Source organism: Myroides indicus, from assembly GCF_004364575.1.
Lineage (GTDB): Bacteria > Bacteroidota > Bacteroidia > Flavobacteriales > Flavobacteriaceae > Flavobacterium > Flavobacterium indicum_A.
Window position 1 is genome coordinate 89,133 of the sequence record NZ_SOAG01000002.1, and the last position, 21,314, is coordinate 110,446.

A 21,314-nucleotide genomic window follows, 5' to 3' on the forward strand; every position below is an offset into this window, starting at 1 on the left:
GTTTGCGTATGCGTAGTTGTATTTCCGCATTCGTCTGTAGCTGTCCATGTTCTGGTAAGTACATAACTGTTGGCACATGATCCGTCTACTCTTGTTTCTTTGAAATCCACTGTAGCTGTTCCGCAGTTATCATTTGCTGTTAACGTTGGAGCTGTTGGTACTTCTGCATCGCAAGAATAAGTTATGTTTTGCGGTAAATCTTCTACAAATATCGGTTTGGTTTTGTCTTCTACCTTAATGATTTGTGTATGCGTTGCCACATTTCCGCAAGCGTCTTTTGCTGTATAAGTACGGGTAACCGTATAGTTATTCGCACAAACAGGGCTTACATTGGATTTTACATCTGTTACTGTAATTGTAATATCTGATTTGGTACAGTTGTCTGTTGCTGTCAAATTATCTGCTGCCGGTATTTCTGCCGGGCAGGATACGGTTACATCTGTAGGCAAGTCGCTGGTAAATACTGGTTTTTCCGTGTCTTCTATTGTAAAGACAGCTGTTGTGGTTGCAGTATTTCCACAAGCGTCAGTTGCAGTAAAAGTTACTTCTACGCTTCCGGCATTTCCGCAGGCAGTTACAAAGTTGTCATTGTCATGATCATTTGACCAGTTTACTGTTCCGCAATTATCTGTAGCGATAGCTCCTGCATTATTTGCTAACCAGCTGTTTAAAGCATCAGTGTTCCCAAATCCATCGCATTGTACTGTTGCGTTTTGAGCTTTTGTAGTAATTGTAGGTGCGATATTGTCGTTTACAGTAATTATTTGTTGGTAGGTTGTCGTGTTTCCACAATCATCTGTTGCTGTCCATGTTCTGGTTACGGTAAAATTATTATCGCATGCTCCAGATGTTATGGTTTCGTCAAAAGCTACCGTTGCATTTCCACAGTTATCTGTAGCTGTTAGTGTAGCTGCTTCCGGTACTTCAGAAGCACAAGAAACGCTTACTGTTGCGGCAGGCAATGTGCCCACAAAAGCAGGATTAACGTCATCATTAACCGTGATGGTTTGCGTGTGTATTGTTGTATTTCCACAATCATCCGTTGCTGTCCATGTTCTGGTTAGTGTGAAATTGTTATCACAAGTTCCATCTACTTGGGATTCAGTGAATGTTACTGCTGCATTTCCGCAGTTATCCGTTGCTGTTAAAGAAACTGCAGCAGGTACTTGTGAAGCGCAAGAATAGCTTGCGTTTTGTGGTAGCGCTCCGTTAAATACTGGTGCTTCGTTATCGGTGAATATAATATCTGCTGTTACTGTTGATGCATTACCGCAAGAATCGGTTGCTTTGAAAGTTACCGTAGTGGTTCTTCCACACGTCAAAGCTGCTCCCTGATAATCATGTGACCATGTTATGTTGCCACAAAGATCGGTTGCGGTTGCTCCTCCGTGGTTATTTAACCAAGCGTTTAACTCGTCCTGACTTGTACTACTACAATCAATATTTAAGTCAGCTAAATTTACTGTATCAATAACCGGTGCTGTATTATCTTCAATTACGAATGTGCCTTGGAAAGTAGCACTATTGCCACAACTGTCAGTAGCTGTAAAATCAACTATGATACTACGTGAACCTTGGCAATGATCGTTTGTATCTTCAATTCTATGGCTCCAGCTTACTGTTCCGCAATTATCGGTTGCTGTTGCTCCTCCGTTATTTGCAATCCACGCATCAAATTCTGTTGTGTTCCCTGTTCCATCACATTCTACTGTCATTGTTGTAGATGCAGGTAATGCAATCACAGGTGCTGTGGTATCAGCTACGGTAATTATTTGCGTATGCGTAGTTGTATTTCCGCATTCGTCTGTAGCTGTCCATGTTCTGGTAAGTACATAACTGTTGGCACATGATCCGTCTACTCTTGTTTCTTTGAAATCCACTGTAGCTGTTTCGCAGTTATCATTTGCTGTTAACGTTGGAGCTGTTGGTACTTCTGCATCGCAAGAATAAGTTATGTTTTGCGGTAAATCTTCTACAAATACCGGTTTGGTTTTGTCTTCTACCTTAATGATTTGTGTATGCGTTGCCACATTTCCGCAAGCATCTTTTGCTGTATAAGTACGGGTAACCGTATAGTTATTCGCACAAACAGGGCTTACATTGGATTTTACATCTGTTACCGTAATTGTAATATCTGATTTGGTACAGTTGTCTGTTGCTGTCAAATTATCTGCTGCCGGTATTTCTGCCGGGCAGGATACGGTTACATCTGTAGGCAAGTCGCTGGTAAATACTGGTTTTTCCGTGTCTTCTATTGTAAAGACAGCTGTTGTGGTTGCAGTATTTCCACAAGCGTCAGTTGCAGTAAAAGTTACTTCTACGCTTCCGGCATTTCCGCAGGCAGTTACAAAGTTGTCATTGTCATGATCATTTGACCAGTTTACTGTTCCGCAATTATCTGTAGCGATAGCTCCTGCATTATTTGCTAACCAGTTGTTTAAAGCATCAGTGTTCCCAAATCCATCGCATTGTACTGTTGCGTTTTGAGCTTTTGTAGTAATTGTAGGTGCGATATTGTCGTTTACAGTAATGATTTGCTGGTAGGTTGTCGTGTTTCCACAATCATCCGTTGCTGTCCATGTTCTGGTTACGGTAAAATTATTATCGCATGCTCCAGATGTTATGGTTTCGTCAAAATCTACCACTGCAGTTCCACAGTTGTCAGTTGCTGTTAGCGTAGCTGCTTCAGGTAATTCAGAAGCACAAGAAACGCTTACTGTTGCGGCAGGCAATGTGCCTATAAAAACAGGATTAACGTCATCATTAACCGTGATGATTTGCGTGTGTATTGTTGTGTTTCCGCAGTCATCCGTTGCTGTCCATGTTCTGGTTAATGTGAAATTGTTATCACAAGTTCCATCTATTTTGGATTCATTGAATGTTACTTCTGCATTACCGCAGTTATCTGTTGCTGTTAAAGAAACTGCAGCAGGTACTTGTGAAGCGCAAGAATAGCTTGCATTTTGCGGTAAGGCTTCATTAAATACTGGTTTTACGTTATCTCTAATCGTAATTATTTGATCACAGGTTTCAACATTCCCCTGAGCATCTGTCACTTTAAAAGTTCTTGTAAATGATTTTGTTCCGTTTGTACAAGCTGAAATTGCTGAATCGGTATAAACAAAAGTAGTATTTCCACAAGACGTTAAAACATTAGGTATTCCCGTTGCGGAAGGATCGGTATTTGTTCCGCAAATAATTTCTATATCATTAGGGCATTCGATTTCTAATGTACAACACATTGGGGCTGCACCTGTCACATTTAATGGTGTACAGTTCTTAGCATCTGTAAATGTAAAATCATATGGTGTCCCTGCTCCGTAAGGTGTACTTGCTGTAATTGGATCAGATGTCCAAATGTTGCTGTTAAACGTTATCGGACTCGTTATTCCTGTTCCTGTTACAGAATAAGGAGTTGTTCCGTTTAAAGTTACACGTACGCGATACGTTTGGTTGTCTGGCGAACAAATCGTTTCTACTGTACCCTGAAGGTTATTTTCCTTGAAGGTTACCTTTATTTTGCCGATGTTACTTTTACATACCCCATCTACAATAAATCGGTTGATGACATAATAGGTTCTTCCATCTACTAATGGTGTATTTAAAGGTAAACGATTTGCCGGTAAATCGGAAGTGGCTTCCTGAATGTTTTCGTACCAATCTAAATGATATACTGTAGTTGTTCCTTCAAAAGGGATATCTGCAAGAGTAGGTATTCCGCCATTAATCAAAGGATTACAAATTTCCGGATATTGATATTCCGGATCAATTGTTAAAAGAGTATCTATAGGCAGTTCCATAGATATAATATTTTCATATAATACCTGATCAATACCGGTAGCCGAACAATCCGGATTAGGTGCGCAAGGTAATACATCAATATTTTGGAAAACTGTTACTTTGATATCCCCAAAATTGTATTGACAATTTAAAGCTGTTATATTTGATCCCTTATATTTTAGAGGAACATTATTGAACTTTAATGTTTCGCCAACGTTTATATTAGATGTTACCTGATATAGATATCCACGAACTGGGTCAAGAGCGATATACTGTACTTTGTCTGTTGGTAACAAATAAGCTGCCGGATCTCCTACAATTTCCCAGTCTACAGGTAATTTCAGTGCCACTTGATATTGGTCGGTGACAGGATCAATTACTTCAGGGGTTCCTGAATTTTTGATTTCGGCATTGTAAATTGCTCTTAAAATTCCTCCGGTAGTTAAAACCGGGTCTAACACAACATTTGTTGTTCCTTCTTCTCTTAGTTCAGGGAAAGAATCGGATCCTCCATCAATAATAATGCGTTTGGTTGTTGCAGTTGTGATATTTTCATTTGTTACCTGAGTTCCGCATGTATTTGTAGCAGATGGTGTAGCAGTGTGTTTTGCACCACTTCTAAAATCACAATTATTTACTTTGTAGTAAACCTTTATCTTAACTCTCTCTAAGGTATTAAGCTTAATACTGTTTGGCAATTTGATTTCTAAAATATCGCCATTTACTACAGCATCAGCTACATTGCCAATTACCCATGAGGATGCGGTTCCGCCTGCTGCGGAAAATACATTGCTGTATTCAAATTTATTGTTGTAAGCTAATCCCGGAGCAGTATTTAAAGGAATGCTGATTTTTAGATTGTCTAGTTGAGAATCTCCTGCATTGTGTAATTGTACGCTATACCATATTTCATTGCATAAATCGGGTTTTGTATTTACTCCGTTAAACTGATCAACAACTTCTGTTTGTAATATATTTTGAATCGTTTTATGGGTTAATTCTAAATCACTTAACTTACAACCGTCATTAATCGAAGCAGGATAGCTTGCCGTTGTGCAGCTGTATCCCGATGTCAGGTTTAAAGAGCGTACTTCGCAGTTAATAACATCTGCTTTTATTAAGTAATATTTTGCTGTACCAGATGCAAAATCACCTAACTGATAAATATTTGCGCCATTTGCAACTAAAGCAGATTGAGGGTTAGCACCATTATAATTATCAACTTGCTGTATTGATTTGATAATTAAATCGCCGCTTTTCTTAGCAAACCATACACTGTTAAAGTTTCTGGCTCCGTTGCTTTGAACTCTTACAACCCATGAAACTTCTGTTCCGTCAGGACTTAGTGTTCCCAAAAGGCTGTTGCCTGCGGGTGTTACTGTAAGGGAGCCAATTCCCGTGTTATAAGTGAGATTTTGTGTATTGCTATACGGTGTTAATAAGCCTTCACCATCTACCTTATGGCCGTTTAGCGTAACTTCTATAACCTGATTTGTCGCATTAGTTGTTGGTTCACATTCAGAAAGAGTTACAATTGGCGTGATTTTTAATTCAAAACCTTCGTCCAAGTAATCAATGCCGTTGCCTGCCCCTAAAGAACTTGCTGTTATTGTTTTTAAAGCAGCGGACAAATCTAAGAGATATTCGTCATTATTAACTGCAGGTAGTACAGCAATAGTTGTTGTTAGATTTGCTATCCAAGGTTGGTTGACTACAGTTACAGTAACGCCTGTCAGTGTAATATAATGTGGTACTTTCAGTATAGCATTTGTTGGGACAAATAATTTGCGGTATTCATTTCTGAAAATAGCATCTTGTTTTTTAAACCCTAAAATGTTTGCTGAAAATGTTGCTGTGTTTGTGTTTTCTTCACAATTAACAAAATTCTTTGTTCCTCCCGAAAAGCCAAAGCCATGGGTTACGTACAAACCTGTTGCTGTATAGGTTCTCCCACATAATAAACCTTCGTTTGTGGTAGTGTCTATTAAATATGATTTTGTCGGGAATCGCTTTAATCCTATGCTTGAAGTACCTGCTTTTACTTCTATTGAAAGACGAACTTCATCGCCATCTGTTAACGGAGCTGGCAATGTGTATTCCAATATATAAGCAGAGGATGTTTGGGTTACAGTAGCATTTGAAGTAACTGTAGTTCCATTTATAATAACTTTTCCGGAAGTTGTTCTTAAGGCAGCATTAGTGCTTGCCTCTTTTTCAACTACCAAACGCACTGTGTTAAACGGACCGTTTGTAACGCGAGCAGTAGAAGTCTGATAAATTTCTAAAATGTCCCCTGTGATAAAAGCTCTGTCATATGCATTTGTTGAGGGTGTGCTAACAGTAGGAACCCCGCTGCCGTTTACCGCATGTCCTAAGGAAACTCTTTTAACACCTGCAGGACCGTTTACTAAACCATCATCGCAAGGACCGGTAGGGCAAAACCCTTTAAGTTTGGTTTCATTACATTTAAAGACAACAGGAGAACATGTTCCTGCACCATCGGCTTTTCTTAATTCACCTCCTATATTGTACCATAAATCATCTAAATTTGTCGATGGACAAGTTAAGGTTATCGGAAACTCTAAATTTTCGAATGAAAAGTCTAAATCCCTACCTGTGCTCCAAGGAGCTGTTCCATAAGTAAAAGTCAATTCCCATTTATTGCCCCCTACGTTTACTGCTGTAACTCCTTCAAAACTGAAGCCTGTAGTGGAAAGGTCATCGGATAATTCTACTGTAATTACAAATTGATCACCATTATTTAATCCTTTAAAAGGAATATTGAAATTGGTGAACATGTACTCTGCCATAAGAGGAGTACCTTCAATAATATCTACTTCACCAACATGCATTCCTGTATAATTGTAGGAAATTTCTTCGCTAACAGTCCCTCCGCTATTAACAGGTGCACAAGAGTTTGTATAATCAAAAGATGCATTAAATGCATTGTGTCCGTTGCTGAATTGCGTTGGCGCTAAAGTACAGTCTGCCGATGAATAATTTGGTGCAGGATAATATTGTTTAAAATCAATAATTGCTATTTCACCTCCTGTTAAGGCAGGAATCCGTATTCTTACTTTTTGAGGATTGGAAGAATCAATAATTGTTGCCGGTATATTATTCACAGTAATAGAACCGGGGTCAATTTTTCCGCCTAAATCCTGCGTGCTGATTTCAAAATCTATAACATCAGTAGCAGTACTTCCATTATTTTTAACTATCCACGTATTAGCTCCAAAATTGTTAAAACAGTTTATTACCGGAGATGAAGGAGTTACTGATAAGCTTGGCGCACCTGTTACTGCTAAATTGATAATGTGAGTTGCCGTCCCGTTAACTGCCGAAGCAGTGCATTTTGTTGCACAGCCATAGTATACTTCATAATCGGTAGGTGTAAGAGAGCAATCTTCTATTTTTACTTTTTCTTTAAAAGTAATGCTTTCTCCACTTTTCAGGCTCATACCTGAAAATATAAGCTGATCCGGATTAGAGTCATCAATTACCCACCCTGCAGTTGTTAAGCTTGTATAGTTGTATGAAACATGCGAAAGGCCGTTGCCCAAGGTACGGTCTAAAGAAAATTGAAATATTTCTCCATTACCCTGATTTTTAATGGTAATAGTTCGTTCAGGTTCGTTACCTATATTTCCTGTAATAGGATTGGGAGTAATATCAACCCGCAAAACCGCATAGCGGATATTGATAGCGTCGCTTGTTCCGGTTTGAACTCCGTTTGTACAGCCACTTAATGTGTAAGCTACTAAAGGATCTCCTGTTGGAGAGCCTATTATGCTGCACAAAGCTTTTGCTTTAAAGGTTATTTCTATTTCCTGGGAAGATGGTCCGGATGGAATGTTTATATCCATTGTTGCCTTCGATCCCGTTTGCTCGGTTATTGTTGCCGGAGTTCCATCTATGTTGATTGAACCAGTTTCGAGTTCAAATCCGCTCGGAAGTTCTATTTTTAATTCCCCGTTCGGGCAATCCTGACTTCCTTTTGCAATTCTAACCGCGAATTGCTGAGATTCGGCACATACATCAAGAACCGGAACACTGCTATCTGTTTTAAGTGTCTGTCCCTGCGTATCATTTGCCGATAACAATAAAAAAGAAAATAGAAATATCAGCATAGCCGATTTCCATTTTCCTAAAATTGTAAAAAAATGCATTAACGTAGTTTTATAATCCATAAAATATTGTTTTACTTCATTAAGTGATTGTTTTAAAAAGTTTAATGATCTGGCTTTTCTCGTCACATAAAATTTATTTTTTAGTAGTTAATAATAGTTATATCAATTAATTTTTTACATTGCTAATGAAAAGTGTGTTATATCGTTTATTTTGTGTTTTTTTACGGATTCTATAAAATGGTGCAATTTTATTAATTTATAGGTATCTGATAATTAGTAAAGTAATAAAATTATTAAATAATTGATTTTTTTAGTAGCAATATTGTTAAGGTAAATTTTGTTAAATATACTCTTGTGTTATTTGGTTAAAAGCATCAGGATGTGTTAAATTCTAAACGAATTATATCAAGGGTAAATCTTTTCTTTGTTGAAAAAATCGAATGAATTAGAGTGTTTCATAGCTTTAAAATCGTTTGTTTGTGTTTTTTTATCTTTTTGATAGAGAATTAATTACCTGTAAAAAGATCAGTGTACGAAATTAGGAGGGTTTTTTATTGGTTTACTTATAAAAAAATACATAAAATTTGTGATTATTAACCGAATTGATTTTGTCCTTTTTAATCAATAATTGTGACTTTGCAATTAAGTTTTGCTGAAATAATTTTAAGATGTCTTTTAGAAAGACAGACTATTTAAAGAGTACCTGTTTTTGCTTTAGTGGAGAGGTAGTGAAATTAAACTTCTGATTTGTTTGTTGCCTATTACTCGCCAAACCGTTTAATGTTAATTGTCTTTTCTTTGACTTTGATTGTGAATTTTTGAATAGGTGTGATTTTACCCGGTTCTATTGTAAAATCACGGCTGGTTTCTTCACAAAATGTATTTGGAGGCAATGAACTTTTTACAAGTGAAATTTGATAGGCTCCTGTTGGTAAAAATACTATCAATTTTCCTTCATCATTAGTTGAAATTCGTTGGATAAACTTTCCGTTTTGAGAGATGTTGAATACGATGCCTCCTGTTTTAGACTCAAAATCTAATACAGTTTTTGAATCAAATTCATATTGAATTTTGCCAGATGCAGTACCGCTTTGATGAAGTGGGATTTCTACAAATGACTTATAACTGTCTACTGTATATTCCATCCCTGTTGTAAACCATCCTTTTTGGACTGTTGGCTTTAGCTTATAAGAACCGAATGGAATAGAGCGATATAGTAATTTTCCTTCGCTATCGGTTTTAAAAGTTGCATTGTTAATCGTAATAAGGTAGTCTGCAGCTATTTCATCGTATTCATCAAATATATTATTGGCGTTTTTGTCGTAGTAGACCTGTGCCGTTAAAGTTCCTTTTTTACCTGAAGATGGAGCCTGTCCTTTAAATTTAATGGTCAATCCTGCCTCTATGATAAACATATTATTGGAAGAAGAAAAAGAAGAGAAGTTGTTATTTCGCATATTGTAACGATACCAGGACGAATTAAGGTAGATCTGATATTTATCTGTAGGAAGATAGCGAAGATTAATAAAACCCGAAGGAGTTTGACCTGTTGTAAAATCATTAATATAGCCTGCACCGGAACTTATAAATATTTTATTGTTCATCAATCTTTTATCTATAGAAACCGATGATATTAAACGCTGAAATGTCCGAGAGTCTTCTGTGTTTCTGGAAGTAGAAATGTATTCTGACAGAAAAAAGCTTCCGTATTGATAGCTAACATTTGCAGTCATCCACTTAAAGCTGTAAGCTGTACTAAATTTAAACTGGGGTTTTAAACCATCTGTATTTGGCAATTTTGCAAAACCCTCTTCCAATGCCAAATTGAGAGAATGCTTGCTGTTTTTGCTAAACCAATTAAAATTTTCTACCAAGCGATGCGCCCTCATAGCTAAATTTTCGGAGCTTTTTGTTGTATTCCATCCAAAACTATTACTTGATTCTGTCTGATACTGATAGCCTAATTTTATTGCTGTGCTGTTTAATCGGGCAAAATTGATTCCTGAATCAAACCTGAAGTTGGTTGACTCCATATTTGTTGTGTAGGTATGTGATTCTGGTGAAAAATCAGACATGAAAATACTGGAATAAACGGTGTGTTTTTTAGAAATATTTTTTACAAAGTTTTGTTGTATCTGTATCATTCCCCGACGACTTCCGGGAAAATAGGCAGTGCTTAAAAAATAGTTACCAGATAGTTTCACCCCGCTTATTTCTCCATTGTATTGGGTCTCCAAAGCAAAGGAAGCTTCATTTTTATTAACTGTTTTATAATGGCTCATTCCTCCGTAAATCTTTAAATTTCCTCTCCATTCATTGTTAAGGGAATAGGCTTTGTCTATTCCGATTAAATGGTGAAGGGTTTGTTCCATTGCGTCTTCTTTAAAAATATAACTTGCCGAAGTATATCCGGAAGGATTGGTGGCGCCTATAATTCCTGTTGCATAAACTCCGTAACCGTATTTTAAAAATGAATTTTTTTCTATCAAATTAAAATTTTGATCTATAAATCCTATCTGAATTTTTTTGGACTTTGATTTGTCAGCAGTTCCAATTTCTATTCCGCGCCCGAAAAGAGCCATTTCTAGAGGTTGATTGATATTTCCTATTTTTAATTGATGATTCTCAAAGTGATAATCTAAATAAGTATTGCTTATTATCGGTTCATTGGCATTGTCTGATTGATAAATATTTCCGCTAACTGATAAATATCCTGCGGGGAGATTAATATCGCCTGAGCCTATTAATTGATAAACTGTATTGTTAGCGCCTATTTTTCTGTAACTGCCAGTGAGGCTGTTTCTTTGGTAATATTGAGATTGACGGGCTGCCTCCATGTCTTGAAAACGCTTGTTTGAAGAAATATTTTGAACCGTTATGGCTAAATTGCCAAATAGTTCCTTCTCTGTTCCTCTCATACCTGCAATATTTATTGTAAATTGTGGTTGATGCAGTAATGATTGAGGCGGAAGAAATTTAAAGTTAAATACGGTATCTTGTTGAATAGCCACAGTTCCTTTTTTTTCAAAAAAATTCTTTTCACCTGTGAGTTCCGGTATGCTGAAAATAATTGAAGTATGCTGTCTGCGATTTCCTAAATTGCTCACAGTTACCTGAACGGATAAAGAGTCGTTGGAATTACTAATAAAAAGCATAGGATTTGAGGTAGATAACCGAAGATTATTGTTTTCTTCTATGGTTTGTCCAATGCTTTCAGTTTGAATTATTTTTAATTTGTCATTCAGTAAATCAATCTGGATTTGAGAAGTTCCGGCTTGTGCAATTTGTCGAAACAATATTTTTACAGGAATAAATTTCTTTTCTTTTGAGTCTAAATGAATGTCTATCTGCTCACCGGAAATACTTTGAAAACCTTCAGGAGTTTTGATGTTTAAAAAGCCGTTAAAAGGGTGATCGGAAGTATTGACAAGTGTAGCCACAAGATCCATCAGGTTTTGCTTGCTTGTTATTGTGTCCTTTTTTATTTCCATAGCAATTTGTTGTGCATAGGAAGAGAAGCAGGTGCCTATCGTCAAAAAAATAAAAAATATTTTTCTGGCTATTAAATTAGGCATTATAAAGCTTTGTGTTATTGAGGTGTAATTTCATACTGTAATGTAGTATAGTAATTATCCTTTTCCGATATGATAAAATTAGGATCATTGGGTTTGCTGGCATATTTAATATTATAATATGCGATAGTTCCCTGTGTTGAACTTCCTGATGCAATTTTTTGCGAATTTGCGCCGAGCCATATAGGAAATACGGCTGCAGAATTGCCGGAAGAGAGCGTTAAGGAAACCTGTATTGTGTTTAAAGGTAATGTGTTTCCTTGACCAGACATAAAAGTACCTTGCAGCGATTTTACTTTTACATGGTAATCTGTATTGGCGTTTACCTTTAATGCGTTGGGGTAAACAACGCTTGTTCCTTGTATATAATCTTTCTTTGTTTTTAGTTCCAGCAACCCATTGACAGCATTGCTTTCTATTGTAATTGACAATTGCGGTTTTGGGTCGGGAGGTGTTCCGTTTAATGTGGCAATTTGCAAACGGTAAACAGCGTTAATTGCTCCTTTGATAGTATTATTGTTATCATAGAATTTAAACTCTAAAGGGACTTTAAATTCTGACCAGGTAGTAAAGGCTGAGAGGTAGGAACCTCCTTCTACTTTTAAATCAAAAGGCATGTACAAGTTGTAGTACTGATTTCCTTGTGCTGTATTATAAAGACCTGCTTGTGATTGCGGTACTAAAAAAACTTCCTGATTCTGTTGCAGGATAGCTTGTAAGGGCATGCCTATTTGTGAAATTGTAGGAGCTGTTCCCCGATTAAATTGTCCGTACGTTGGGGTAGCTATTAAGCTGAGCTTATCTGCCGGAAATATTTGACTTCCGTTAGTTATGGGCTGGATAACACGAACTGATATACGCCAGGTAGGTAAGTTCAGGCTGCCGTTTCCGTCTAACCATACTCTGTAAGCGTTTGGCTTAATAATTCCGTTATACGAATCTATTGAAGCATAATTATTGCTGTCAACATGTAGATTCTGGGCACTGAATGTCCATGAAAAAAGTAATGAAAGAATATATAAATAAAATTTATTCATAAGTAAATGATAGTTCTGCCATTTCTATGGTGTTATCATCTCCGTAATCTATAAGGATTGTTGCTATGTATTTCCCTGATTCTAAATTTTCGGGCAAGACAATGTCGGTTTCTCTGAAATCACCGGGCATACTATAAAAAATAATATGATCCATTGTGGTCTTTTTTCCTGTTTGAGTATTCAGTAATTCGGGATAGATGATGCCATCTGCCCATACATTTCCTAAATTTTCAAAATGAAGATTTATGTTTTTTGTCTCTTTGTTAAACAGAAGGTTATGTATTTCTAACTTTTTGCTTTTTGCTTCCAAAGTACGGTGAAACAATTTTATGCCGGATCGTACAGATACTTTAATGTTTGCTCCTTGTTTATCTACATCGTCTATCGGATTCATCTGAGTAACATAAAGCATCGCTGTATGTACAGGAATTTCGGGAGTTAATGTGTTAGGAGCGGTCAGAGTTACTTCAATTTCTTTTGCTTCGCCCGGTTTCAAAGAAAAATAATTATCTTTTTGTTTAATATTTACCCAACCGGCACAAGAAGTTGTTAAGCTATCTGAAGGAAACATTAGATTTTCTCCTTTTTGGTCGTATTTCCAATCTCCCAGACTTACAGCTAAATCTAATGTGTTGCTTTTGCTTACATTAGTGACTTTTACGGTTTGACTGCTGCTTTGCCCCGGGTCTGTTTCATAATACAGACGAGGAGGTGAAACAGAAACTCCTGTTTGTGCAGCTGCGGTCAATACTGCAGTCAAAAAGCTTAGAAAGAAAAAAAACTTTTGCATACTCTTATGTCTTTACCTATATAAGTTACAAAAAAAGTGTTACAGTATTGCAACACTTTTTATCTCTAATCGTTATCGTATTGATTATTGTGCTACAATAGTATAGGTCAATTGCGTTGTATAAACGGTTGGATTTTGACCCGCTACATAATAATTGATATAAGCGTTTGCGTCAGCTCCTTTGTATTCTATGTTAATGGTTTTGTCTACCGCTCCGTAAACAGATGATACAATAGTTTGTTCGCTTTGGCTTAAAGCTATTGAGGTGTTAGTCGCATTTGTGATAGCGTTCGTTCCGGACGATGGTATGATTTGAATACTATTGGCTTCAATATTACCATGAGCACCGCCTACTGCTGTTGTAGTTAAATGCGCACTGCTTGATTTTACCGTTACGGCAAATCCTCCTGTACTGAATACTTCTAAATGGTCTTCCAAAACTTCCGAAGTAACTCCGTCTTCATAATCGTCTTTTGACATATATTCTAAGTCAACTATATCCTGAGCTGGATTTACGATCAAAGTTTGAATAGGGTGTAGTTTTACGTTTAAAGTTACGTTGCCTGTTTCTTGAGCTTGAGAAGCGATTCCGAATAGCATCATTAAAGATGCCAGGATTATTTTTTTCATTTGTTAAATTGGTTTATTTTTTTAATTTTGTTTTTTGGTATGCAACTGATTTATACTTGTAATCAGCGCGCAAATTTAGAAGTAGTTTTTACGAATCCATCTTTGAAAAAAGACCTAAAATTTGTTGTTTTTTACCGATTTGTTTTTACTTTATTTTTTGCAAAACAAACCTAAAGAGAGAATTAGAGTTATTGTTTGTGAAAAAGCGCCTTAAAATTGTTGTTTTGTTTAAGACCAGAGACGCTAAACTGGTTTTCAGTTTTATCTTAGTTAGAATAGATAGTATATGTGTGATATCCTTATAGTCTTTTGTAGAGATAAATAAAGCTCTGATTAATTCTGCTGAGGCTAATATTGATATGTAACGGTGGAAGCTAAAATAGCTTTATCATATTTTTTTGGATAATAATCAATAAAAATTATTGCGAAACAATAGTATACATGACATTGTAAGTATAAGTTGTAGCTGTGTCAGAAGCGTCAGAATAATCAATATACATATTTGCTCCGGCTCCTTTGTAGCTAATATTAAAATTTCGGTCTATACCGCCTGTTGTACTTGTAATAATAGGCTCTTCCTGATCGGATAAGTTTTTTTTTAAATATACAATACTGCTTTGCGTAATAGGTTTAGACCCTGATGAAGGGATAATTGCAATGCTGTTTGAAGGAAGCTTTTTTCCTAAAGGTTCATTGCTGATTACTCTTATTTGAAAACCACTGGTGCTGTATATGGTTAAATGATCTGCCTGTTCAGAAGTAACTCCGCTTTTGTAGTGCTCCTTTGTCGTATAATTAAGGGTCACTTCGTCTTGTGATGGATTTATGACCAGCGTTTGTATAGGGTGTAAATTGATATTTAGCGTAACACTGTTTTGGGCAGATGCTTTTAAAATCAGTAAACTAAATAAAAAAAATGCTGTTAAAAACTTGACCCTCATACTTTAGCTGAATATTGTTTTGTTCTATAGCTAAAGATAGCTAATTCTAATCATTAAAAAGCATGATTTTTATCATATGTTCATGTAAATATGATAAAACATGAAAAATACTTGTTTTTTTAAAATTTAGAATTGTGATATTCAGATTGTTGTTTTAATAAATACTTGTTAAAATTTCTCTTATTTCAGAAGGTGTTTTTCCTGTGTGCGTTTTAATAAAAGTGCTGAAATTGCCTTCATCATTAAAACCCAATTCATAGGCAGTTTCTGATATAGTAAAACTAGAGTGTTTCAGAAGCCGGATACTTTCACTTACTATTTTTTCTATGATTACCTGCTTAGCGGATTTGCCGAGTGTTGTTTCGGTAATATCGGTTAACCGCCTCGGAGTCATGTGCATTTGTTCGGCATAAAAAATAACCTGCCTTTCTTTTTTATAATTTTTTTGCAGTAAAATTCTGAATTTGTTTATGACATCAAGTGAAGTAAATTTTTTTAAATTCTCTTTTTTTACCATTTCTTCTTTAACATAAAACAATCCATCCAACAAAAGACCTTCTATACAGTTATGAGCAACTGAAAGATATAAAGCTTTGTTTTTTTTAGTTTCATATAAAATAATTCTGTCAATAACCAGTTTTTTCACCTCTTCTATTGGTATTGATGAAGTAATAATGAGTGGTTCCGAAGAGTGATGAAAAAATACTTCAGAATTAAGCAATAGCCCGTCATTTACCGATCTTTCATAAAAAGGCGCATTAAAAGCAATAACGTAAACGCTGTTTTCATGTTCGTATTCAGCACCAAGAACGACATTTTGTCCGGGACTTATAAACACTATATTTCCCTTAGATAATTTGTAATTAATGTTTTCTAAAGTGATTTCTGTATCTTTCATAATAATGTGAATTACAAAATAATTGTAGATATAAAAATCTCTTTTTCCTTGATTTCTTGCTATTAATACATGAGAAGGGTTTATGCTGAATCCATCTACATGAAGTTCATCGGTGATTTTGTACATAGTAAGGTTTTTAATAATTTATAAATGTTTGTTTGGTTTAAATTCATGAGATGTTCAAATTCCTACCTGTGCTATTTGACACAAAAAAAGAATCTTTTTCCCTGTTTCTCAGGTTTGTTTTGTTTTTAAAACAAGGCATCCGTTAGTATATATTAGACAGATATTCTATCAAAAAGTCACATTTTGACTGCGTATATTTAAAAATATCTTATTCTTACAATAACTGACTGATTTTTAAATTTTAATAATTAGTAAAATCAACAAATTATATTTGTTTTTTTAGCTGTATATCTATTAAATCTTGTTTTTAAAAATTAAAATATTGTGTTATTACTATGACTGATTTTTAAATCTTTTTTGTAGTTTTTCTCTGTTTTCTATAATTGCACGAATCCCGTTAACAGCATCTTCTTTGCCTCTTCTGTACCTCATACGTGCATTATCTGTTGTTGTTCCTAATAAATCTGCAAGTAATACGAAATCTCCGTATTTGATTTTCATTTTTTGTTCGCTTTTCATAACTACACGCGTTTTTTATATTACTTTTGTTTTATTGTCAAGACAAATATATTCCAATATTTTGGAATAAAACAATTAAACATCTAATATTTTGGAAACAGCAAGAGCGAGAATAATTCAATTTATTGAAGAACAAAAGATTGAGCCTAAAAAGTTTTTGGAAACTACGGGTTTAAAAAAAGGTTTTGTTGATAAATCTCATATCAATTCAAGTGCTTCGGATGTTTATCTTTCCAAAATTTTGAACAGTTATCCGGAATTGTCGGCAGAATGGCTCCTAACCGGAAAAGGAGACATGTTAAAAAGCGAAAATTCGCAAATTATCAACGAGGATAGAGAATCTTATAATGAAAAAGAACATTTGATTCCGCTATTTGAAGATGTACCTGTAAAACACCGAGTTTATGAAACCCTTGATATAGATGCCGTGCAGTGGGTAGATGCAGGCAATTGGTTTTATGGAATAACAGCAGCAATGCGCTATAGCGGAGAAAGCATGTGTGAATATCCCAACAAATGTATTTTGACATTAAAGGAAATAACAGACTATGAGCAGATAGTTTGGGGTGAAAATTACTGTATAGAAACATCCGAGTTTAGAATTGTAAAGCGGATACAGAAAGCTAAACAAAAAGAAAATATAATAGCATATAGTTCTAATCCTAAAACTTATCCGGACGGGCAGCTTATCTACGAACCCATTAATATTCCTCAAAAAAAAATACAAAAGCTTTATAAAGTTTTGGGGTATATTGTAAAATAATATCTACTTGTTTTTTATTTTTTAAGTTAACGCTTTTTCAGTGTTTATGGCTATATTTGTTTCAGAACTAATTTTATTCTAATTATTTATGAGAAAATCACTGATGACACTTTTGGTTGTAACAATTGTCATTTCCTGTAAAAATACAAGTAATGAAGAAACTGCAAAGCAAGAGTATCCCGAAACAAAAAAAGGAGAAGTAACAGACACCTATTTTGGAGAGGAAATAGCAGATCCATATCGTTGGTTAGAAGATGATCGCTCAGCAGAAACAGCAGCGTGGGTTAAAGCACAAAACCAAGTTACATTTGATTATTTGGATCAAATACCCTTTCGGGAGGAATTAAAAAAACAAATGGAAGAAGCTTGGAATTATGAAAAAATAGGAGCCCCCTCTAAAGAAGGAAAGTATACTTATTTTTTTAAAAATGACGGACTTCAGAATCAATCTATCCTTTACCGGAAAGATGAAAGTGGAAAAGAAGAAGTTTTTCTGGACCCCAATAAATTCTCTAAAGACGGAACAACCTCTTTAGGAAGTATTGATTTTTCAGAAAACGGAAGCAAGGCTGCTTATGCTATTTCCGAAGGAGGGAGTGATTGGAGAAAAGTAATTGTGCTGGACACAGAAACCAAACAAATTGTAGGAGATACATTGGTCGATGTAAAATTCAGCGGAGTATCGTGGTATAAGGATGAAGGTTTCTATTATTCAAGTTACGATAAACCTGAGGGAAGCGAATTATCTGCAAAAACAGATCAACACAAACTGTATTACCACAAATTGGGAACTTCCCAAAAAGATGACCTGATCATCTTCGGAGAAAATGAAAAAAGACGATATGTTGGCGGAAGTGTAACCGATGATAATCACTATCTGATAATTACCGCTGCCAACTCTACTTACGGAAATGAGTTGTACATCAAAGATTTAACTAAATCAGACAGTCCTGTTGTTTCTGTGGTAAATAATTTCGACAACAATCACACTGTTCTGGACAGTGAAGGAAATAAGCTATACATTGTTACAGATTTAGAGGCACCAAATCAAAAAGTAGTAACTGTTGATGCAGATGCTCCAGCTCCGGAGAATTGGAAAGACTTTATTTCAGAAACAACGGATGTTTTGTCACCTTCAACCGGTGGTGGGTATATATTTGCCAATTATTTAAAAGATGCTGTTTCTGTAGTTAAGCAATTTGATTATAAAGGAGCATTAATAAGAGAAATTGAACTTCCTGGAATAGGTACAGTGGGAGGATTTAGCGGTAAAAAAACAGAAGACGTTTTGTATTATTCTTTTACAAACTATATAACACCGGGTACAATTTATGCTTTTGAAACAAAAGATGGAAAATCTTCTGTATATGAAAAACCAAAAGTGAAGTTTGATTCAGAACAATACGAATCCAAACAAGTATTTTATACATCCAAAGACGGTACAAAAGTACCTATGATTATTACCTACAAAAAAGGAATCGATTTAAACGGAAAAAATCCAACTATGTTATATGCGTACGGAGGATTTAATATCAGCCTGACGCCTTCTTTCAGCATTGCCAATGCAATATGGCTGGAAAATGGAGGAGTTTATGCTGTTCCTAATCTTAGAGGAGGAGGAGAGTACGGTAAAGAATGGCACGTAGCCGGTACAAAAATGCAAAAGCAAAATGTATTTGACGATTTTATTGCAGCTGCCCAGTATCTGATTGATAATAAATATACTTCTTCGGAGTATTTAGCCATCAAAGGAGGTTCAAACGGCGGATTATTAGTAGGAGCAACAATGACGCAACGTCCGGAACTTATGAAAGTAGCTTTGCCTGCGGTAGGTGTATTGGATATGCTGAGATATCACAAGTTTACAGCAGGAGCAGGATGGGCGTATGACTATGGTACGTCTGAAGACAGTAAAGAAATGTTTGAATACTTAAAAGGTTATTCACCACTTCACAATGTAAAAGAAGTCAGTTATCCGGCTACTATGGTAACAACAGGAGATCATGATGACCGTGTGGTTCCGGCTCACAGTTTTAAATTTGCAGCTACTCTTCAGGAATACAACAAAGGCAACAATCCGGTATTAATCCGCATCGAAACAAATGCAGGGCATGGTGCAGGAAAATCGGTAGCACAAAATATTCAGGAAAATGTAGATTTGCAAGCTTTTACGCTTTACAATATGGGAGTTACCAAGCTCAAAAAATAAATCTGAATGAAATTTGATAAAAAAACGCAGCTTCTAAAAGGCTGCGTTTTTTTTGAACGGTTATAGAAAAGCATAGCTCAAATACGTTTATTCATATTTATAATCTTTGATTCCGGCGTTAATTTCGGCATCTATAAAGTTTTGCTCTGGAGGAATAGGACAAGAAAACTTAGGATTATAAACGCAATAAGGATTATAAGCCATGTTAAAATTTAAAACAAGCACATTGTCCGAGGGTATTTCCAAATCCAGATACCTGCCTCCGCCGTAAGTAGTCAATCCTGAAGTTAAATCAGTGAAAGGCAGAAAAAGATGTTTTTTGAATTCTTCTTTTTCTCGTATGCTGATATCCTGAAAAACATCAAGCTTTTGTTTTTTTCCATTGAGTGTAAAATGGACTTCACCGTATTTTATGTAAATAGGCTTTCTGGCAGTAGTAGTTTGCATTTCAAAGGGCTTTTCATCCGGAGTTGGAATTAGCTCAGCCTCTATGATGTACTGTTCATTAACGGGGAAGAAATCGAGCTCTTTAAATGACTTGATTGCATCTTTTGGTAAAGGAGATGATTTTTCGTTTGCAAACTCCTTGTTTAGATTTTTCTGAAAAATAATTGCTTTATCACTTTCTGTTTTGGGCTGCGAGCAGGCAAACGTTAGAGATAAGATAAATCCTAAAGCGAGTATTCTCTTCATGGCATTTGTTGTTTGTTTTTGTGGAGGAAGTAAAAGTAACAAAAAAAGTCCTGTCAATAAAATTTAACAGGACTTGGGTTTATAATACTGTATTACCTATTTTACATGAGCTCTTAGCATCCAGGCAGCTTCCTCGTGCTTTTGCATAAGACCGGTCAGAAAATCAGCAGTTCCCTGATCGTGTAAATCATCAATAGGATCTATATTTTCGCGTAGATAAATGATAATGGCTTCGTGATCTTTTACCAAATCCTTTATCCATGATTGGCTGTCATTTGACTTGTTATCTCTGTTTTCAGAAAGTTGGGTTAGTGCAAGGTATTCTTTTAGTGATGAAGGAGCATAATGCCCTAACTGACGAATTCTTTCAGCAACATCATCTACACTTTCTTCTAATTCTTCATATTGACTTTCAAAGAATAAATGCATAGAGTGAAAGTCAGGACCTTCAACGTTATAGTGAGCTTTTCTTGTTTTGGTATACAATACAAACTCATCTGCCAATACTTTTGATAGGATGTCTACTATTTTTTGGCAGTCTCCACTTTTAATTCCAATATTTGTTTTCATAGACAAAATTTTTAATGTGATTGTAATTACTGTTTATAAAGTTACGAAAATTCGGTGTAAATTCTAAATAAAAAAGACCTTTTATTAATAAAAGGTCTTTTGTGTTGTTTAAGATTGTTTTTTTAACTGATCCGCTGCGTTTTGTAAACTTTTGCTTGCTTCTTCTTTAGATTCCTCTATTTTTTTGTTAGCATTTTCTTTAGCTTCTTCTGCTTTTACCTTTGCTTCTTCAATTTTCTGATTAGCGTTTTCTTTTAGGTTTTCAACAGCTTCTTCAGTTCCTTCTTTGATATCTGCGCCAAGCTCTTTTGCCTTAGTAGCAGTTTCATCCCAAGTTTTTTGAGCAGCCTCTAAAGCTTTCTGTGCTTCTTCCTCAGCCTTTTTGTCTCCACTCTTAATAGCTTCTTCCAATTTAGCTTTAGCTTCATTTACATGTGCTTTAGCATCTTCAAAAGCTTGATTAAAATCGGCTTCAAGTTTATCTCCTGTAGTCTCTAAATTTTCTTCAACTACCTCCATGTCCGTGCTGCTTTCTTTTTGAGTGTCTTTACAAGAAGTGGCAAAGATTAACCCACATGCAGCGATTGATAACATTAATTTTTTCATAGTAATTTAATTTGAATTTGTATTCAAAATTACAAAAAAATATTACCAAT

Annotated in this window: 13 protein-coding genes; 2 read left to right on the forward strand and 11 right to left on the reverse strand. The window is 35.5% G+C overall.

Annotated elements, in window-relative coordinates; all coding sequences use genetic code 11:
* From C8P70_RS13750 to C8P70_RS01205, 8 genes are all read right to left on the reverse strand, one after another.
* Positions 1–7,970: HYR-like domain-containing protein (locus tag C8P70_RS13750; protein WP_166666157.1), on the reverse strand; the 7,970-nt coding region annotated here is incomplete at its 3' end.
* A gap of 701 nt (positions 7,971–8,671) precedes the next feature.
* Entirely contained in the window at positions 8,672–11,401 is a 2,730-nt protein-coding gene (locus C8P70_RS01175) for a COG1470 family protein (RefSeq protein ID WP_133711523.1), read from the reverse strand.
* 98 nt (positions 11,402–11,499) lie between these two features.
* A complete protein-coding gene (locus C8P70_RS01180; RefSeq protein ID WP_133711524.1) occupies positions 11,500–12,519 on the reverse strand; it encodes a hypothetical protein in 1,020 nt (339 codons plus the stop codon).
* Positions 12,512–13,309: a fimbrial biogenesis chaperone gene (locus tag C8P70_RS01185; protein ID WP_133711525.1), complete on the reverse strand. Its 798-nt coding sequence runs from the start codon at positions 13,307–13,309 to the stop codon at positions 12,512–12,514. The genes C8P70_RS01180 and C8P70_RS01185 overlap by 8 nt, the downstream gene beginning before the upstream one ends.
* 84 nt (positions 13,310–13,393) lie before the next feature.
* On the reverse strand, positions 13,394–13,939 hold the full coding sequence (locus C8P70_RS01190) for a hypothetical protein (protein ID WP_133711526.1): 546 nt from the start codon (positions 13,937–13,939) through the stop codon (positions 13,394–13,396).
* Positions 13,940–14,358: 419 nt separating this feature from the next.
* Positions 14,359–14,880, reverse strand: coding sequence for a hypothetical protein (locus C8P70_RS01195; protein ID WP_133711527.1), 522 nt, complete (start codon positions 14,878–14,880; stop codon positions 14,359–14,361).
* 154 nt (positions 14,881–15,034) lie between these two features.
* Entirely contained in the window at positions 15,035–15,904 is an 870-nt protein-coding gene (locus tag C8P70_RS01200; protein ID WP_133711528.1) for a helix-turn-helix domain-containing protein, read from the reverse strand.
* Positions 15,905–16,237: 333 nt separating this feature from the next.
* Positions 16,238–16,423 (reverse strand): hypothetical protein, encoded by a 186-nt coding sequence (locus C8P70_RS01205; RefSeq protein ID WP_133711529.1) that lies wholly within the window; start codon positions 16,421–16,423, stop codon positions 16,238–16,240.
* Positions 16,424–16,514: 91 nt separating this feature from the next.
* Between C8P70_RS01205 and C8P70_RS13935 the strand changes: the two genes are divergently transcribed.
* The gene (locus tag C8P70_RS13935; RefSeq protein ID WP_133711530.1) at positions 16,515–17,186 is read left to right on the forward strand and encodes a hypothetical protein; all 672 of its coding nucleotides are present in this window, start codon (positions 16,515–16,517) and stop codon (positions 17,184–17,186) included.
* Positions 17,187–17,289: 103 nt separating this feature from the next.
* A complete protein-coding gene (locus C8P70_RS01215) occupies positions 17,290–19,395 on the forward strand; it encodes a prolyl oligopeptidase family serine peptidase (RefSeq protein ID WP_208293371.1) in 2,106 nt (701 codons plus the stop codon).
* 87 nt (positions 19,396–19,482) lie between these two features.
* On the opposite strand, the gene C8P70_RS01220 is transcribed toward C8P70_RS01215, so the two are convergent.
* The 3 genes from C8P70_RS01220 to C8P70_RS01230 all read right to left on the reverse strand — a co-directional run bounded on the left by C8P70_RS01220 (position 19,483) and on the right by C8P70_RS01230 (position 21,264).
* Positions 19,483–20,088: a DUF1684 domain-containing protein gene (locus C8P70_RS01220; protein WP_133711532.1), complete on the reverse strand. Its 606-nt coding sequence runs from the start codon at positions 20,086–20,088 to the stop codon at positions 19,483–19,485.
* Positions 20,089–20,184: 96 nt separating this feature from the next.
* Complete coding sequence (locus C8P70_RS01225; RefSeq protein WP_133711533.1) at positions 20,185–20,658, reverse strand: Dps family protein; 474 nt, start codon at positions 20,656–20,658, stop codon at positions 20,185–20,187.
* Positions 20,659–20,766: 108 nt separating this feature from the next.
* A complete protein-coding gene (locus C8P70_RS01230; RefSeq protein WP_133711534.1) occupies positions 20,767–21,264 on the reverse strand; it encodes a hypothetical protein in 498 nt (165 codons plus the stop codon).
* Positions 21,265–21,314: the final 50 nt, after the last annotated feature.

What these genes read in the sequence shown, in the direction of transcription:
- C8P70_RS01205 (WP_133711529.1), bottom strand. Translation starts at nt 16,423, where the DNA reads ATGAAAAGCGAACAAAAAATGAAAATCAAATACGGAGATTTCGTATTA.
- C8P70_RS01195 (WP_133711527.1), bottom strand. Translation starts at nt 14,880, where the DNA reads ATGAGGGTCAAGTTTTTAACAGCATTTTTTTTATTTAGTTTACTGATT.
- C8P70_RS01190 (WP_133711526.1), bottom strand. Translation starts at nt 13,939, where the DNA reads ATGAAAAAAATAATCCTGGCATCTTTAATGATGCTATTCGGAATCGCT.
- C8P70_RS01185 (WP_133711525.1), bottom strand. Translation starts at nt 13,309, where the DNA reads ATGCAAAAGTTTTTTTTCTTTCTAAGCTTTTTGACTGCAGTATTGACC.
- C8P70_RS01215 (WP_208293371.1), top strand. Translation starts at nt 17,290, where the DNA reads ATGACACTTTTGGTTGTAACAATTGTCATTTCCTGTAAAAATACAAGT.
- C8P70_RS01225 (WP_133711533.1), bottom strand. Translation starts at nt 20,658, where the DNA reads ATGAAAACAAATATTGGAATTAAAAGTGGAGACTGCCAAAAAATAGTA.
- C8P70_RS01230 (WP_133711534.1), bottom strand. Translation starts at nt 21,264, where the DNA reads ATGAAAAAATTAATGTTATCAATCGCTGCATGTGGGTTAATCTTTGCC.
- C8P70_RS01220 (WP_133711532.1), bottom strand. Translation starts at nt 20,088, where the DNA reads ATGAAGAGAATACTCGCTTTAGGATTTATCTTATCTCTAACGTTTGCC.
- C8P70_RS01175 (WP_133711523.1), bottom strand. Translation starts at nt 11,401, where the DNA reads ATGGAAATAAAAAAGGACACAATAACAAGCAAGCAAAACCTGATGGAT.
- C8P70_RS01200 (WP_133711528.1), bottom strand. Translation starts at nt 15,904, where the DNA reads ATGTACAAAATCACCGATGAACTTCATGTAGATGGATTCAGCATAAAC.
- C8P70_RS01180 (WP_133711524.1), bottom strand. Translation starts at nt 12,519, where the DNA reads ATGAATAAATTTTATTTATATATTCTTTCATTACTTTTTTCATGGACA.